The organism is Vibrio sp. 10N.247.311.14 (assembly GCF_041467715.1).
GTDB classification, from domain to species: Bacteria; Pseudomonadota; Gammaproteobacteria; order Enterobacterales; family Vibrionaceae; genus Vibrio; species Vibrio crassostreae_C.
In genome coordinates this window covers 17,518-34,872 of sequence record NZ_JBFSVE010000057.1, presented here as the reverse complement: position 1 = coordinate 34,872, position 17,355 = coordinate 17,518, and the positions used below count along the sequence as shown (strand labels likewise).

Sequence of the window (17,355 nt, the reverse complement as noted above, 5' to 3'; positions counted from 1 at the left end):
TTGGACATAAAAAGACCCCCAATAATTGGTGTCCAACTATTGGGGGTCAGTTCATCAAGCGGGCTTTTTAATGACTTCTAAACCACAAGCGTAATGATTACTCTTGAGGTACTACCTTACCGATGTACGGTAGGTGACGATATTTTTGTGCGTAGTCGATACCAACACCAACAACAAACTCGTCTGGGATCTCAAAACCAATCCATTTTGTATCGACAGTCACTTCACGGCGAGAAGGCTTGTCTAATAGCGTACAAATTTCGATAGACTTAGGACCACGTAGGCTCAGAATCTCTTTTACTTTAGTCAGCGTATTACCTGTATCGATAATATCCTCTACAAGTAGAACGTCTTTACCTTGGATATCATCATCAAGGTCTTTCAAAATACGAACATCACGTGAGCTTTCCATGCCGTTGCCGTAGCTAGACGCGGTCATGAAATCAACTTGGTGAGTTAAATCGATAGCACGAGCAAGATCTGCCATAAAGACAAAAGATCCACGCAATAAGCCAACTAAAACTAGATCTTCACTACCTTTGTAGTGCTCCGTGATCTGTTTGCCTAGTTCGTTCACTCGATCCTGAACTTCTTGCTCAGAGATCATGACTTCAACTGTATGCTTCATACTGCTCTCATTCTATTTGGTGATTGCGACGAATGTTGACAGTTTCGTCAGTTGTGTCGCTCAATTTTGTGCGTAAGTCTAGCACTGCTCAAATACCCACACCACCTTATGGTTCGAATTTACTGTCAGATTCTCAACGAAATGTGCGCTGGTGCCTTATCCAATACTCGTCTCCTTTCACATCAATGCTGATCACGCTTTATGTATCAAGTTTGATGTAACTGTCTATAAAACAAGCTGAAAGGATTGACCATTCGCATATGCACCATTACACTCATCTTGGCTTAAATAATAATAAAATCATTAATATAAAAAAATCGTTGGCAAGGAAAATAAAATGGACTCAATCTCTAAGAGACCTAGAACTAGGCTTTCACCTTTAAAAAGAAAACTTCAGCTGATGGAAATCGCGCTTGAAGTGTTCTCTCGTCGCGGCATTGGCCGTGGTGGTCACGCTGACATTGCAGATATCGCTCAGGTATCAGTAGCAACAGTATTTAACTACTTCCCTACTCGTGAAGATCTGGTTGATGAAGTGCTTAATCATGTTGTCCGTCAATTCTCAAACTTCCTTTCAGACAATATCGATCTAGATATTCACGCAAAACAAAACCTACATAATATTGCGACTGAAATGGTGACGTTAGTGGCTCAAGATAGCCATTGGTTAAATGTATGGTTCGAATGGAGCGCTTCGACTCGTGATGAAGTATGGCCGCTATTCGTAACAACGAACCGCACTAACCAAATGTTAGTACAAAACATGTTTAGCAAAGCGATTGAACGCGGCGAAGTCTGTGACGATCACGACCCTAAACATCTAGCGAATCTATTCCACGGCATTTGCTACTCGCTATTCATCCAAGCGAAACGTGTAGAAACGCCAGAAGAGCTTTCAAGCTTAACGGATAGCTACTTGAACATGCTGTGCATTTATAAGTAGATTTGAAATTCGGTCTTCGAAAAAAACTTAGGGATTGGCGTATTGCGTCAATCCTTTTTTGTTTTTAGCACTCGCTCTTCGTATCCCGGAGCGCAGCGTACTCGCATCTCGGAGTGAAACGTTCCTGCGACTTACTTCAGACATAAAAAAGCCGCTGACAAATCAGCGGCTTTTAAAAACATTAGCGAGTGACTAAGAAAGAATTACTTCTTCTTTTTCACTGCTTTTTTGTTTGGAAGGTCAGTGATTGAACCTTCGAATACTTCCGCAGCTAGACCAACAGACTCGTGTAGAGTTGGGTGAGCGTGGATAGTAAGAGCGATATCTTCTGCGTCACAACCCATTTCGATTGCTAGGCCGATTTCACCAAGAAGCTCACCACCGTTAGTACCAACAACAGCACCACCGATTACGCGATGAGTATCTTTATCGAAGATCATCTTAGTCATACCATCTGCACAGTCAGAAGCGATTGCACGACCAGAAGCAGCCCAAGGGAAAGTCGCCACTTCGTAGTTTAGGCCTTCCGCTTTCGCTTCTTTCTCAGTCTTACCTACCCAAGCAACTTCTGGCTCAGTGTACGCAATTGATGGGATTACTTTAGGGTCGAAGTAGTGCTTCTTACCAGAGATAACTTCAGCAGCTACGTGACCTTCATGCACACCTTTGTGAGCAAGCATTGGTTGACCAACAACGTCACCGATCGCGTGGATGTGAGGAACGTTAGTACGCATTTGCTTATCAACATTGATGAAGCCACGCTCATCAACTTCGATACCCGCTTTTTCAGCGTCGATAAGTGCACCGTTTGGAACACGACCGATAGCAACAAGAACAGCATCGTAGCGCTCAGCTTCAGCTGGTGCTTTTTTGCCTTCCATTGAAACGTAGATACCGTCTTCTTTCGCTTCAACAGCAGTCACTTTAGTTTCAAGCATTAGCTTGAACTTGTTCTTAATGCGCTTAGTGAAAACTTTAACGATGTCTTTATCCGCAGCAGGGATAACTTGATCGAACATCTCTACAACTTCAACTTTAGAACCTAGAGAGTGGTAAACCGTACCCATCTCAAGACCAATGATACCGCCGCCCATGATAAGCAGTTTTTCAGGTACTTCGTTTAGTTCTAGTGCATCCGTAGAATCCCAAATACGTGGGTCTTCATGTGGGATGAAAGGAAGTTTGATTGGGCGAGAACCCGCAGCAATGATTGCGTTGTCGAAGTTAACAGTTGTTGCTTCGCCTTCGCCTTCAACAAGAATGCTGTTAGGACCAGTGAACTTACCGAAACCGTTAACAACAGTAACGTTACGCATCTTAGCCATACCGCCAAGACCGCCAGTTAGTTGATCAACTACTTTTTCTTTCCAGATACGGATCTTGTTGATGTCCGTTTGTGGCTCGCCGAATACAACGCCGTGCTCTGCCATCGCTTTAGCTTCTTCAATTACTTTAGAAACGTGAAGAAGTGCTTTTGATGGAATACAACCAACGTTTAGACATACACCACCAAGAGTGCTGTAACGTTCAACTAGTACTGTTTCTAGACCTAAATCCGCACAACGGAATGCCGCTGAGTAACCAGCAGGACCTGAACCAAGTACAACAACTTGGGCTTTAATTTCTTTGCTCATTGTGACCTCTTGTAGTCATTATCCCTAACAGGCTGAGTAGATGTTCTTAAAATTATTGGGCTTTCAAACAGGAAACATTTTACAGAGATGTTAACAGTGTGAAAGTAGCTTTAAGTTAGCCTGTGAGCTAGACAACAATTCCCTATCAGATTATGAGAAATGCAGGAAACTGTTCTCTAAAAATAGTCTTTATATAAAGAATTAAGGTGACCCGAAAGTCACCTTAATAATTACTTTCTCAATTACAGTACTAGACGACGAATGTCAGATAGTGCGCTGTTTAGGAAAGTAATGAAGCGTGCACCTTCAGCACCATCGATCACACGGTGGTCGTATGATAGAGACAGTGGAAGCTGTAGACGTGGTTGGAACTCTTTACCATTCCAAACTGGCTTAATTTCAGACTTAGATACACCTAGGATACCTACTTCTGGAGCATTTACGATTGGAGTAAATGCAGTACCGCCAATACCACCAAGGCTAGAGATTGTGAAACAACCGCCTTGCATGTCTGCCGCTGTTAGCTTACCAGAACGTGCTTTCTTAGAAACAGCCATTAGCTCTTCAGATAGCTCGTAAATGCCTTTCTTGTTCACGTCTTTGAAAACAGGAACAACTAGACCGTTTGGTGTATCAACAGCGATACCCACGTTTACGTACTTCTTAAGAATGATGCTTTCGCCATCTTCAGAAAGAGAAGAGTTAAACGCTGGGAATGCTTCTAGCGCTTTAGCGACAGCTTTCATGATGAACACAAGTGGAGTGATCTTCATGCCAGTGTCTTTCTTCGCTTCGATTGCGTTCTGTTCTTTACGGAATGCTTCTAGCTCAGTGATGTCTGCGTTGTCCCACTGTGTAACGTGAGGGATCATTACCCAGTTACGGTGCAGGTTAGCGCCAGAGATCTTCTTAATCTTAGAAAGCTTCTGAACTTCAGTTTCGCCGAACTTGCTGAAGTCAACTTTTGGCCATGGTAGTAGACCAAGAGCAGAACCGTCGCCGCCTTTGCCAGATGCCGCAGCACCAGACTCAAGACGCTTAAGTGCATCTTTAACGTAAGACTGAACGTCTTCTTTAAGGATACGGCTCTTACGACCAGTACCTTTAACCTTAGAAAGGTTAACGCCAAATTCACGAGCTAGACGACGAACTACTGGAGAAGCGTGCGCGTAGTCACCGTTCTCTTGGAAGTCGCCAGCTGCTGCTGGAGCCGCTGCAGGTGCTTCTGCTTTAGGAGCAGGTGCCGCCGCTGGAGCTGCTGCTTGTGCAGGTGCTGCAACAGGAGCAGGCGCTGCGCCTTCAACAACGAAAGTCATGATCAGAGAGCCAGTTGACACTTTGTCGCCAGCTGCAATCTTGATCTCTTTTACTGTACCAGCGAATGGTGCAGGAACTTCCATTGAAGCTTTGTCGCCTTCAACAGTAATTAGAGATTGCTCTTCTTCTACTGTATCGCCAACCGCTACCATGATTTCAGTAACTTCTACTTCGTCACCACCGATATCAGGAACGTTTACTTCTTTTTCAGCTGATGCTGCTGGAGCCGCTGCAACTGGTGCCGCCGCTGGAGCAGGAGCTGCTGCAACTGGAGCGCCAGAGCCCGCTACTTCACCTGTTTCTACAGAGAAAATCATTACTAGAGAACCAGTCGATACTGAGTCACCAGAAGCGATCTTGATTTCTTTAACGATACCAGCGAATGGTGCAGGAACTTCCATTGAAGCCTTGTCACCTTCAACAGTAAGAAGAGATTGCTCTTCTTCTACTGCGTCACCGATAGCAACCATGATTTCAGTTACTTCAACTTCATCACCGCCGATGTCAGGAACGTGAACTTCTTTAAGCTCAGCTGCCGCAGCAGGAGCAGCTGCAACTGGTGCCGCCGCTTCAACTGCTGGAGCAGTCGGTGCTGCTGCAGCACCTTCCGCAGGAGAGCCTGCCTCTTCAAAGATCATGATAAGAGAACCAGTAGAAACAGAATCGCCTTCTGCTACTTTGATTTCTTTAACGATACCCGCTTGAGACGCAGGAACTTCCATTGAAGCTTTGTCGCCTTCAACAGTGATCAGTGACTGCTCTTCTTCAACCTTGTCGCCAACGTTTACAAGAATCTCAGTTACTTCAACCTCGTCAGCACCGATGTCTGGTACATTAATTTCGATTGTCATTGTATTTACCTACCTTAATGCCAGTCTTATGCGTATTGCGGGTTAGTTTTTTCAGTGTCGATATCGAATTTAGCAATTGCTTCAACAACTACAGATTTCTCGATGTCACCACGTTTAGCCAGTTCAGTTAGAGCTGCAACTACGATGTAGCCAGCGTTAACTTCGAAGTGACGACGTAGGTTTGCACGGCTGTCAGAACGGCCGAAACCATCTGTACCAAGTACTTTGTAAGACTCAGTTGGCATGTACGCACGTACTTGCTCAGCGTAGTTCTTCATGTAGTCAGTCACTGCGATTGCAGGTTCTTTACCAAGAACAGTCGTGATGTACGGTACTTTCTCTTCAGCTTCTGGGTGAAGCATGTTGTCACGCTCTACCGCTTGGCCGTCACGAGTTAGTTCGTTGAACGACGTTACAGAGAATACGTCAGATGCTACACCGTACTCTTCGCTTAGAATTTCAGCTGCTTTACGCGCTTCGTTCATGATAGTACCAGAGCTCATTAGTTGAACTTTGCCCTTAGCACCAGCGTGAGATTCAAGCTTGTAGATACCTTTACGGATGCCTTCTTCAGCGCCTTCTGGCATTGCTGGCATTGCGTAGTTCTCGTTCATTACTGTTAGGTAGTAGTAAACGTTCTCTTGTTCAGGACCGTACATGCGACGGATACCGTCTTGCATGATTACCGCTAGCTCGTAAGCAAACGTTGGGTCGTAAGAGATACAGTTCGGGATAGTGTTCGCTTGAATGTGCGAGTGACCATCTTCGTGCTGTAGACCTTCACCGTTCAGTGTTGTACGACCAGCAGTAGCACCTAGTAGGAAGCCACGAGCTTGTTGGTCGCCTGCTAGCCATGCCATGTCACCAATACGTTGGAAACCGAACATTGAGTAGTAGATGTAGAACGGGATCATCGGTAGATCGTTTGTGCTGTATGAAGTTGCCGCTGCAACCCATGAAGCCATAGAACCTAGTTCGTTGATACCTTCTTGAAGAACTTGACCAGACGTTGCTTCTTTGTAGTAAGAAACGATGCCTTTATCTTCAGGTGTGTATTCTTGGCCGTGTGGGTTGTAGATACCAACCTGACGGAATAGACCTTCCATACCGAATGTACGAGCTTCATCACAGATGATAGGAACGATGTTCTTACCAATGTTCTTATCTTTAAGAAGGATGTTTAGCGTACGTACATAAGCCATAGTTGTAGAGATATCACGCTTCTGTTCACCTAGTAGAGGTGCGAATGCGTCTAGCTCAGGAACCTTGAACTCTTGAGTAAACTTAGGAAGACGTGCAGGTGTGTAACCGTGTAGAGCGTTACGACGAGCGTGCATGTATTCGTACTCAGGCGTACCTTCTTCCAGTTTCAGGTAAGGAAGTTCAGCGATCTTCTCATCTGAAAGGATGTCTTCTAGGCCTAGGCGATCACGTAGGTGTTGAACATGAGTCATGTCCATTTTCTTAACACCGTGTGCAATGTTCTTACCTTCCGCTGCATCACCCATGCCGTAACCTTTAACAGTCTTAGCTAGGATTACAGTTGGCTTACCGTTTGTCTCTTTTGCATTGTTGAATGCAGCAAACAGTTTAGAAGAATCGTGACCACCACGCTTAAGAGCGAAGATTTCGTCATCAGTCATGTCTGCAACTAGTGCAGCTGTTTCTGGGTACTTACCAAAGAAGTGCTCACGTACGTATGCGCCATCTTTAGATTTGAATGTTTGGTAGTCACCATCGATAGTTTCGTTCATTAGTTGAAGAAGCTTACCAGTAGTGTCTTTAGCTAGTAGAGAATCCCAGTTGCTACCCCAGATAACTTTAACAACATTCCAACCTGCGCCTTTGAATAGGCCTTCAAGTTCTTGGATGATGCTACCGTTACCCATTACAGGGCCGTCTAGACGCTGTAGGTTACAGTTGATTAGGAAACATAGGTTGTCTAGCTTCTCACGCGCAGCGAAAGAGATAGCACCACGTGATTCTGGCTCATCCATCTCACCGTCACCTAGGAACGCGTATACGCGTTGCGCTGAAGTTTCTTTCAGGCCACGGCCGTCAAGGTACTTAAGGAAGCGCGCTTGGTAGATAGCAGAGATAGGGCCAAGACCCATAGATACTGTCGGGAACTGCCAGAACTCAGGCATCAGTTTCGGGTGCGGGTAAGAAGGGATACCTTTACCATCAACTTCTTGACGGAAGTTATCTAGCTGTTCTTCAGTTAGACGACCTTCAACGAATGCACGAGAGTAGATACCTGGAGAGATGTGACCTTGGTAGTAAACTAGATCGCCACCGTCTGTCTCGTTTGGAGCACGGAAGAAGTGGTTGAAACATACTTCGTAGAACGCTGCTGCTGACTGGTAAGAAGCCATGTGACCACCAAGGTCTAGGTCTTTCTTAGAAGCACGCAATACGATCATGATTGCGTTCCAGCGAATAATCGAACGAATACGACGCTCAAGAGTTACGTCACCAGGGTAAGCTGGCTCTTGTGCTGCTGGAATTGTGTTGATGTAGTTTGTGTTGATGCCTGTAGCCATATCAACACCATCTAAACGCGCTTTATCTAGAACTTGTTCTAGTAAAAACTGTGCACGTTCTACACCTTCTTCACGTACTACTGACTCAAGAGCTTCTAACCAATCTTGAGTTTCCAGAGCATCAACGTCATGCTTCATGTCAGACATGGCGATCTATCCTTTTTGTTAGTTGGATTCTACTAAACACGTAAATAGCCGAAGTATTACGGCTATTTACCCTGTTGAATTCGACGTAAAGAACGTTCGCGACGCGACTCTTCTTTGGTCAAATCCATCAATGTTTCTTCGATGTAAGCTAAATGAGAGTGTGACATTTCACGTGCCTGTTCTGGCTGTCCTGAAACGATCGCATCCACAATATTAGCTCGATGTATACTCACTTTCTCCACAACGTCTTTACGACGATGCAACAGCTTTAAATTTTCTAAGACGTTTTGTTCGAGTAACGGAGCCAAGCTACGAACAATGTGCAATAACACCACATTGTGTGCTGCCTCTGTTAAAGCAATAAGAAAAGCCATCACTGCTGCAGATTCGGCTTCAATATCACCCTTATCTTGCGCACCGCGAATTTTTTCTTGGCATGCTTGAATTCGAGCAAAGTCTTCATCAGTTCCACGCAATGCCGCGAAGTAAGCCGAAATCCCTTCCATCGCATGACGCGATTCCAACAAGTCTAGCTGGGTTTCAGAATGGGACGACAACAAATTAAGCAAAGGATCTGAAAAGCTTTTCCAGATATTTTCGCTAACAAACGTACCTCCACCTTGACGGCGAGTAAGCAAGCGTTTTGCTTCTAAACGTTGTATCGCTTCTCGGATCGAAGGACGAGACACATCGAACTGTTTCGCCAGTTCGCGCTCAGGCGGCAGCTGCTGCCCTGGAGCCAGTGTTCCTTCCACTATCAACCTTTCTAACTCTTGTTCGATAACATCGGAGAGTTTTGGCTGACGAATCCTTTGATAAGCCATAGTTTGTTGTTCTTCTTTTTCTTCGCTGACAATTGGTAATACCAATTTTAAGTTGGGCAGAAATTAACATAATTAAAACGCCACTGTCCAGCCTAAAATTGACCTGCATCATAGAATACAGCGTGAATTAACCGTGATTTAACAAATGAAATTTAAAACAGCAACCAAATTGGTCTTACCATTTACAGGGGTAATACTTTTGGGGAGTGTTCGTGCTAGAAAGTTTCAGGATAAAAATGAATTGTTTCAGAAAGATTAGCGTCACTTGTTTAAAAATCGAACCAAGCGCACATTTAGGGTGGAAATTCTGTTCATAAGTTTTAATAAATGAGTGTTTGATAAGCTCGTCACACTCTCAATTTATTGATGCGCTTCTCTTCACCACTTTCTTTACATCACAACAACAAAAATTCACAAGTCATTATGCCAGGCGTGACTATTCAACGCCCACCAGCGGTAAGGCCATCGTCAAAAACGGAGGCTTAAACTTTGAGATTTTTTTTAAACTTCTGCCAATCGAACACCAAGCCAGGGTCAGTTTTACGCAGAGGCGCTATGTATTGATGGCCGGTGATACGCTCGCTGGTGATTTGAGGAAACGTCGATACTATCGTTTCTGTTAATTTGGCAAGCGCTTGATACTGCTGCTCGCTATAAGCCACAAAGTCACTGCCTTCCAGTTCAATACCAATCGAATAATCATTACACCTTTCACGCCCTGCAAAGCTCGACTGGCCAGCATGCCAAGCTCGGTCTAAGAAAGAAACGAACTGCACCACTTCCCCATCGCGACGAATCAAACAGTGCGCCGATACGCCCATTTGGTGAATCACCTGAAAAAACGGGTGTTCCGACGGGTCTAGCTTGCCCGTGAAAAACTGTTCTATGTAAGGTCCACCAAATTGACCCGGAGGCAAGCTAATGTTGTGAACCACCAGCAGAGAGATATCGTCGGCACTCGGTCGAGCATCAAAATACGGGGAAGGAACATGCCGAGCGTTGTCGTACCATCCGTTAGAGCTGATCGTCATCTTGGTCTCACTTTCGTTTCTGCTAGCACAATAAGATGTGACCTTGCCCATAGAGCAGTCGCGCTAGCCTCTTTAATTTGAAGTTAAGCAAGAGTATCATTCCATTCCCACTCCCTTTCAAGATTAGATTTGCGATGAAAAACACACATAACAGCCACCAACGCCTTGACTACTTAAAAGAGCAACTGCCTCTAGAGATCACTCGTGCAGTCGCTGAGACCATCAAAGAAGATCTAGGTGGAACGTTAGATCCAGCGGCTGATATTACGGCAAGTCTAATCCCTGCAGACGCAATCAACAGTGCAACCATCATTACCCGTGAGCACGGCGTGTTCTGCGGTAAAGCTTGGGCTGATGAAGTGTTTAAGCAATTGGGCGGTGAAGTGACTATCGAGTGGAATGTAGAAGATGGCAACAAGGTTGAACCAAACCAAGCACTTTGTACGCTAACTGGCCCAGCACGCGCGCTATTAACCGGTGAGCGCAACGCAATGAACTTCATTCAAACGCTATCTGGCTGTGCGACTACAACAGCTATCTACGCAGACAAAATCAAACACACTGAATGCCGCTTGTTAGATACTCGTAAAACGATTCCGGGCCTACGCAGCGCACTGAAATACGCGGTGGCTTGTGGTGGCGGTTTCAACCACCGTATTGGTGTGTTCGATGCTTACCTAATCAAAGAAAACCACATCATCGCTTGTGGTGGTATTGAGAAAGCTATCTCTACTGCAAAAGAGCTGAATCCAGGTAAACCAGTAGAAGTTGAAACCGAAAGCCTAGAAGAGTTAGAGCAAGCGATCAGCGCTGGCGCAGACATCATCATGCTAGACAACTTCACTACAGACATGATGCGTGAAGCTGTGAAAATCAACGCAGGACGTGCTGCGCTAGAAAACTCTGGTAACGTAACTTTAGATACCATTGCAGAGTTCGCTGAAACAGGCGTTGATTACATCTCGGTAGGCGCACTAACTAAGCACCTAAAAGCAATGGATCTATCAATGAGATTCAAAGCGTAATTGACTGAATAATAATTAATTTCTGTAAAGGCACTGTTGATAACGGTGCCTTTTTTATTGCCTGAATTATCAGTATTTCAAGCAGTTATTTAAGTTGATCGCATAAATTTGCCTACTATATGAAACACTACACCAATAAATACCAAACCACTCGCGACCGCACCTGAACACCATTCCACTACTCCATCTCAACTTCTATTCTTTCCATCAACCAGTAGCTGCACTGAAACAAACTAAACAATGGAATTAGACAATGAATAACAAGAACAAAAGAACGAACCAGAAAGGCTTTACGCTAATTGAATTGATGATTGTAGTGGCTGTAATCGGCGTATTATCTGCGATTGCAATTCCTCAATATCAAAAGTACGTAGCAAAAGCTGAAGTTGCTTCCGCTCTTGCCACAGCAACAGGAGTAAAAACAAATGTTGAGGCTTATTCTGTCGAAAATGGTAGCTTCCCAGATGGTTCTACTAGTGGGCAGACCGAAGATGCTCTCGGAGTCCCATCATCAATCCCATCAGGAACGATAGCATTTGCTAAAGGAAGTTCAGCTGGAGTGGGGACAATTACATTTACTTTTGCTAGCGCAGGCGTTAGCACTCTTTTAGTAAATAAGAAATTTGCGCTATCCAGAGCACAAGATGGGGGGTGGGAATGTAAAGGAACAGCAGCGACTCCTGTAACTGACGATTTGTTACCGAAAAACTGTAAATAGTGCTAACTAATCTTCCGACCGTTCTCCGTCAAGCTAACTTACTTAGCCTGACTCAAGAACAAGCCGTTGCGGAACATATACATGCTTCAGGTGTATCTACACCTGAAGCTTTGCTCTTTCTGGAGCTCTTCAGCGGCGATTCCTTAGCGAACAACATAAAAACCATCTTCGGCTTACCGTTAGTACAACTTGCCAATGTTGATTATGAAGTTTTATGTGACCAATTAGGGCTTCGTGAACTGATTACTAAATATCGTGCTATCCCGATTTCAGTTTCTAGTTCTACTCTTACGCTCGCCTCGGCTGACCCGACCGATTTACAAGCGGAAGATGACTTTCGATTTGCGACGGGATTACAGATCGAATTGGTTGTCGCCAACTACTCAGAACTAGAAGGCGCTATACGCAAGCTGTATGGCCGTTCGATTTCCGGGCAAGATTCCAAACGCAAAGAGATAACTCAAGACGAACTCGCCAATCTTGTTGAAGTGTCTGACGACGAGATAGCGTCGATTGAAGATCTCAGCCAAGACGATTCCCCTGTCAGCCGCTTTATCAATCAGATACTGGTCGATGCGGTGCGTAAGGGCGCATCAGATATCCACTTCGAACCTTATGAAGAGCACTACCGAGTACGACTGCGTTGTGATGGCATCCTTGTCGAGATTCAACAGCCAGCTTCCCATTTAAGCCGTCGTCTATCAGCCCGTTTAAAGATTCTCGCCAAACTCGATATTGCCGAACGTCGCCTACCTCAAGATGGACGAATAAAACTGCGCCTGAATGACGACCTAGCAATTGATATGCGTGTATCTACACTACCAACCTTATGGGGAGAAAAGATCGTACTGCGACTGCTTGATAGCAGCGCGGCTAATCTCGATATCGATAAATTAGGTTATAGCGAAGATCAAAAAGCCCTCTACCTCAATGCCCTGAAACGCCCACAAGGGATGATCTTAATGACAGGGCCAACTGGCAGCGGAAAAACGGTCTCCCTTTATACTGGCCTTCGAGTGCTCAACACCACTGAACGCAACATCTCAACAGCTGAAGATCCGGTGGAAATTAACCTATGTGGTATCAATCAGGTACAAGTGACACCTAAGATCGGCTTTGGATTTGCTGAAGCGCTGCGATCATTCTTACGACAAGATCCCGATGTGGTGATGGTTGGAGAGATCCGCGACTTGGAAACCGCAGAGATCGCGATCAAAGCCTCGCAAACCGGTCATTTAGTGCTTTCGACACTGCACACTAACTCCGCCGCAGAAACCGTCACTCGACTCGCTCATATGGGGATAGAACCCTTTAACCTCGCTTCATCATTGAGTTTGATTATCGCCCAGCGACTGGCAAGACGATTATGCAACCACTGCAAAGAAAATGACGACTCGCCAGACATATTCCTGCGTCACTCCATTCCTAACAGCCAAACCATCTACAAAGCGAGTCCTAAAGGTTGCAATGAGTGTAACCAGGGTTATTCGGGGCGAGTGGGTATCTATGAAGTGATGCCGTTTAGCGATCAACTGAAAAGCAGCCTGATCGACAAACCGAACGCGTTGGCCATTGAAAACTTGGCTCGCCGAGAAGGCATGAGAACTCTGCAAGAGTCGGGGCTAGATAAATTGCTTGAAGGCACCACCAGCTATCAAGAGCTGCAACGTGTTCTGTACATATAAACCAATGGAGCACCAATGAGTAGCAAGTCCAAACAATCACAATTAAAAAGCTATCACTGGAAAGGCATTAACAGCTCAGGCAAGAAAGTGTCTGGGCAAACGTTAGCGCTCACCGAATTGGAAGTACGAGAAAAGCTCAAAGAACAGCATATTCAGATTAAGAAAATCAAAAAGAAAAGTATTTCAGCCGTCACTCGTTTAACACATCGCGTCAAAGCCAAAGACATCACAATTTTAACTCGGCAACTTGCGACGATGCTGGCTACTGGTGTGCCTATCGTACAAGCGATAAAGTTGGTATCAGACAATCACCGTAAAGCAGAAATGAAATCAATTTTATCGCACATCTGCAAAGGTGTAGAAGCCGGCACTCCTATTTCAAAAGCGATGCGAACCGCAAGCCGCCACTTTGATGATCTGTATACCGACTTGGTCGCGACAGGCGAACTCTCCGGCAACCTTGCACAAGTATTTGAACGCTTGGCGACCTATCGTGAAAAGAGTGAGCAACTAAAATCCAAGGTTATAAAAGCTCTCATCTACCCAGCAATGGTTGTAGCGGTCGCCCTTACCGTTTCCTACTTAATGCTGACCATGGTCATTCCTGAATTTGAATCGATGTTTTCTGGTTTCGGAGCAGACTTACCTTGGTTCACCCAGCAAGTGCTTTATCTTTCCCATTGGATGCAGGCCTACAGCTTTTATACTGCCGTAGGCATAGGGCTTGTTGTCCTGATTATTTACCAACTGTGTCAGCGTTCCCACTCGATCAAACTGTCTGTTAGTCGGCTAGGATTACGCTTTCCTGTTCTTGGTGGCGTATTAGCCAAAGCCTCTATTGCCAAATTCAGCCGAACCTTATCAACCAGCTTTAGTTCTGGCATTCCGATTTTAATGAGCCTTAAAACCACAGCCAAAACCGCAGGCAACCTGCATTATGAATCGGCCATCATTGAGGTTCACCGAGAAACGGCTGCTGGCATGCCGATGTACATTGCAATGCGCAATACCAATGCCTTCCCAGAGATGGTTTTGCAGATGGTGATGATTGGTGAAGAATCAGGAAATCTTGATGATATGCTCAATAAAGTCGCCTCCATTTACGAGTTCGAAGTAGACAACACCGTCGATAACCTAGGTAAGATTCTAGAGCCACTGATCATCGTATTTTTAGGCACCGTAGTTGGCGGACTTGTTGTCGCGATGTACTTACCGATCTTTAATCTTATGAGTGTGTTAGGATAGTTAAAAGCAACTAAACACCCATGAGCAGCCAACCTCTGCTCACCTTGATTAAGTGGTAAAGGACACTATGGAAGTATTTCACTACTATCCTTGGCTATTCCCCGTATTAGCTTTCATTTTTAGCCTTCTTATCGGCAGCTTCCTCAACGTAGTCATACACCGTTTACCGATAATGATGGAACGAGAGTGGCAACAAGAGTGCTCGGAGTATTTCTCTCAATATAAAATTCCAGCGCCAGAGGGAAAGTTCAACCTCAGCATTCCTCGCTCTACCTGCCCGAAGTGCAAAACCCAATTAAGAATCGTCGACAATATCCCAGTCTTAAGCTGGTTGTTCTTAAAGGGTAAGTGCCATAGCTGTGCTAATCCAATCAGTGCTCGCTACCCTTTGGTCGAACTGCTTACCGCAATACTTTGCACAATGGTTGCTAGCCACTTTGGTTTCAGTTACTACGCCATTGCTTTGATTTTTTTCACCTTCGCACTGATTACCGCGACCTTTATCGATCTCGATACCATGCTGTTACCCGATCAAATCACCTTGCCTTTAGTATGGTCCGGTATCGCTTTAGCACTGTTTAATATCAGCCCAGTATCGCTGCAAGATTCTGTGGTTGGCGCAATGGCTGGCTACCTGGCTCTGTGGTCTGTTTATTGGTTGTTCAAACTACTGACAGGCAAAGAAGGCATGGGTTACGGTGACTTCAAACTCCTGGCTGCGCTTGGCGCATGGCTTGGTTGGCAGCACCTACCGATGATCATCCTTTTATCTTCGCTTGTTGGCCTTGTGTTTGGTTTGATTCAACTTCGCTTGAAACAGCAAGGCATAGATAAAGCCTTTCCATTTGGGCCCTACCTTGCGATTGCGGGTTGGGTAAGCTTGATGTGGGGCAACGACATCATGGGCTGGTATTTCACTTCTGTACTAGGAATTTAACCATGGCAATCATTATCGGATTAAGCGGTGGTATCGCCAGTGGAAAAACCACCGTTGCTAACCTCTTCAATGAGCATTTTAATATTGATATTGTCGATGCTGATATCGTTGCACGCGAAGTCGTTGCAGTGGGCAGTGACGGCTTAAAGCAGATTACCGACCATTTTGGTGAAGCTATCTTACTTGAAGATGGAGCACTCAACCGAAGTAAGCTGCGTGAGTTAATCTTCTCGGATCCCACAGAGAAACAATGGCTCAATGATCTTCTTCATCCCATGATCCGCGACAAAATTGACAGTGACCTGTCTAAAGTCACATCCCCTTATGCTTTATTAGTCGCACCGCTATTGGTTGAAAACCAAATGCAAGGCATGGCCGATCGCGTTTTAATCGTTGATGTGCCTACAGAAGTGCAAATAGAACGCACAATGAGTCGTGACAATGTTTCGAAGGAACAGGTTGCCGCAATTTTAAAATCACAAGCTTCAAGAGAACAGCGCTTAGCGGTTGCAGATGACGTGATTAAAAACCATACTAAAAACCAAGAACTTTTGCCTCAAATCACAGATTTACATCAAAAGTATCTGGCAATCAGTACAGTAGATGGGTCAGAATAGAACTATGTTGAATGAAGGTTTGCTTGATGATCACCCATAAATTTGAACATCCTCTAAATGAGAAAACAAGAATCTACTTAAGAGTTGAATCGCTCTTGAGGCAGCTACACTTGTCTTCTACATTTTCCGATGCTCAACAGTATCAACTCTTTTTCCGTTCCATCTTTGATCTGATTGAAATCTTCGAACAGATCCAACTCAAGAGCGAACTCGCAAAAGATATTGAGAAGCAACGTGTAACCTACAAAAGCTGGTTGGATGTTGAAGGTGTCGATCAAGAGATGCTGACATCACTACTTAATGACATTGGTAACATCTATCGTGATCTGATGCAGGCAGAACGTTTTGGCCAATCACTTAAAGAAGACCGCTTCCTGAGTGCGATTCGCCAGCGCTTTAATCTTCCAGGTGGCTCATGCTGCTTTGATTTACCGGCACTGCATTATTGGCTGCACCTTCCTCTTGATAAGAGAATGCGAGATGCTAAAGCTTGGATGGACAGCTTACAGCCTCTGTATGAAGCGCTAACACTGTGGTTGAAGCTCACCAGAGAGACGGGTCACTTCAAAGAGCAAATCGCTCGTGCTGGCTTCTTCCAGAGCGATGCCGATGAAGCGAATATCCTTCGTCTTTCTATTCCGATGCAATACGGTGCCTACCCGATGATCTCCGGTCACAAGAACCGCTTTGCTGTTAAGTTCATGAGCTTTGAAACTGGGCAAGCCTGTACTCAAGACATCGAATTTGAATTGGCAATCTGCACCTAATTAATTTCCTTTTATAGTTTGGCTTGAGTCCTCACTCGAGCCTAAACGAACTCTTATGCCAATCACAGTAAGTAAGTGTTCATAAATAGCGTAGGAAAAAGGCTTGAGAACAAGACAGAAATTTTCGATAAGTATTTATTCTACAATCAAAATTTCTAACGAAGTTATCGAGCGTTTTAACAAGCTAGGATGACCAGTTATTTACTACGATTGGTATTACTACACCTTCAAATTAAGAATCACTATGTCGAAGAAAATCACCATCGTTAAATGCCCTCAATGTAATGCTGACGTTGAATGGGGCGAACAAAGCCCGCACCGCCCGTTTTGCAGCAAGCAATGTCAGATGATTGATTTCGGTGAATGGGCAGACGAAGAGAACAGCATCGCTGGCGCACCAGATATGTCAGATAGCGATGGTTGGTCGGAAGATCCGCACTAAG

The 17,355-nt window shown here is 44.9% G+C and carries 15 protein-coding genes; 9 read left to right on the top strand and 6 right to left on the bottom strand.

The window, feature by feature from the left end; translation table 11 throughout:
* Nucleotides 1-97 precede the first annotated feature (97 nt).
* Nucleotides 98-628, bottom strand: a complete 531-nt coding sequence (hpt, locus tag AB6F11_RS18230; protein ID WP_017633235.1) for a hypoxanthine phosphoribosyltransferase — start codon at nucleotides 626-628, stop codon at nucleotides 98-100.
* 337 nt (nucleotides 629-965) lie between these two features.
* On the opposite strand from hpt, the gene AB6F11_RS18225 reads away from it, so the two are divergent.
* Complete coding sequence (locus AB6F11_RS18225) at nucleotides 966-1,571, top strand: LuxR/HapR/OpaR family quorum-sensing transcriptional regulator (RefSeq protein WP_019824386.1); 606 nt, start codon at nucleotides 966-968, stop codon at nucleotides 1,569-1,571.
* Between the two features lie 203 nt (nucleotides 1,572-1,774).
* On the opposite strand, the gene lpdA is transcribed toward AB6F11_RS18225, so the two are convergent.
* From lpdA to ampD, 5 genes are all read right to left on the bottom strand, one after another.
* The gene (lpdA, locus tag AB6F11_RS18220; RefSeq protein WP_102394027.1) at nucleotides 1,775-3,205 is read right to left on the bottom strand and encodes a dihydrolipoyl dehydrogenase; all 1,431 of its coding nucleotides are present in this window, start codon (nucleotides 3,203-3,205) and stop codon (nucleotides 1,775-1,777) included.
* 242 nt (nucleotides 3,206-3,447) lie between these two features.
* On the bottom strand, nucleotides 3,448-5,373 hold the full coding sequence (aceF, locus tag AB6F11_RS18215) for a pyruvate dehydrogenase complex dihydrolipoyllysine-residue acetyltransferase (RefSeq protein ID WP_102394026.1): 1,926 nt from the start codon (nucleotides 5,371-5,373) through the stop codon (nucleotides 3,448-3,450).
* A 26-nt stretch (nucleotides 5,374-5,399) separates the two neighbouring features.
* Nucleotides 5,400-8,063, bottom strand: coding sequence for a pyruvate dehydrogenase (acetyl-transferring), homodimeric type (gene aceE, locus AB6F11_RS18210; RefSeq protein ID WP_017059442.1), 2,664 nt, complete (start codon nucleotides 8,061-8,063; stop codon nucleotides 5,400-5,402).
* Nucleotides 8,064-8,125: 62 nt separating this feature from the next.
* Nucleotides 8,126-8,887 (bottom strand): pyruvate dehydrogenase complex transcriptional repressor PdhR, encoded by a 762-nt coding sequence (gene pdhR / locus AB6F11_RS18205; protein ID WP_009847596.1) that lies wholly within the window; start codon nucleotides 8,885-8,887, stop codon nucleotides 8,126-8,128.
* 482 nt (nucleotides 8,888-9,369) lie between these two features.
* Nucleotides 9,370-9,969, bottom strand: a complete 600-nt coding sequence (gene ampD / locus AB6F11_RS18200; RefSeq protein ID WP_102394025.1) for a 1,6-anhydro-N-acetylmuramyl-L-alanine amidase AmpD — start codon at nucleotides 9,967-9,969, stop codon at nucleotides 9,370-9,372.
* An 83-nt stretch (nucleotides 9,970-10,052) separates the two neighbouring features.
* Between ampD and nadC the strand changes: the two genes are divergently transcribed.
* From nadC to yacG, 8 genes are all read left to right on the top strand, one after another.
* Complete coding sequence (nadC, locus tag AB6F11_RS18195; protein ID WP_102394024.1) at nucleotides 10,053-10,943, top strand: carboxylating nicotinate-nucleotide diphosphorylase; 891 nt, start codon at nucleotides 10,053-10,055, stop codon at nucleotides 10,941-10,943.
* Between the two features lie 253 nt (nucleotides 10,944-11,196).
* Entirely contained in the window at nucleotides 11,197-11,661 is a 465-nt protein-coding gene (locus tag AB6F11_RS18190) for a pilin (RefSeq protein ID WP_102394023.1), read from the top strand.
* A complete protein-coding gene (gene pilB / locus AB6F11_RS18185) occupies nucleotides 11,661-13,346 on the top strand; it encodes a type IV-A pilus assembly ATPase PilB (RefSeq protein WP_102394022.1) in 1,686 nt (561 codons plus the stop codon). The genes AB6F11_RS18190 and pilB overlap by 1 nt, the downstream gene beginning before the upstream one ends.
* A gap of 15 nt (nucleotides 13,347-13,361) precedes the next feature.
* On the top strand, nucleotides 13,362-14,591 hold the full coding sequence (locus tag AB6F11_RS18180; protein WP_017065898.1) for a type II secretion system F family protein: 1,230 nt from the start codon (nucleotides 13,362-13,364) through the stop codon (nucleotides 14,589-14,591).
* A gap of 67 nt (nucleotides 14,592-14,658) precedes the next feature.
* Nucleotides 14,659-15,528 (top strand): A24 family peptidase, encoded by an 870-nt coding sequence (locus tag AB6F11_RS18175; protein ID WP_017058945.1) that lies wholly within the window; start codon nucleotides 14,659-14,661, stop codon nucleotides 15,526-15,528.
* A 2-nt stretch (nucleotides 15,529-15,530) separates the two neighbouring features.
* Nucleotides 15,531-16,145 (top strand): dephospho-CoA kinase, encoded by a 615-nt coding sequence (gene coaE / locus AB6F11_RS18170; RefSeq protein ID WP_102394021.1) that lies wholly within the window; start codon nucleotides 15,531-15,533, stop codon nucleotides 16,143-16,145.
* A 26-nt stretch (nucleotides 16,146-16,171) separates the two neighbouring features.
* Nucleotides 16,172-16,912: a cell division protein ZapD gene (gene zapD, locus AB6F11_RS18165; protein WP_017063237.1), complete on the top strand. Its 741-nt coding sequence runs from the start codon at nucleotides 16,172-16,174 to the stop codon at nucleotides 16,910-16,912.
* Between the two features lie 244 nt (nucleotides 16,913-17,156).
* A complete protein-coding gene (yacG, locus tag AB6F11_RS18160; RefSeq protein WP_004735515.1) occupies nucleotides 17,157-17,354 on the top strand; it encodes a DNA gyrase inhibitor YacG in 198 nt (65 codons plus the stop codon).
* Nucleotide 17,355 lies beyond the last annotated feature (1 nt).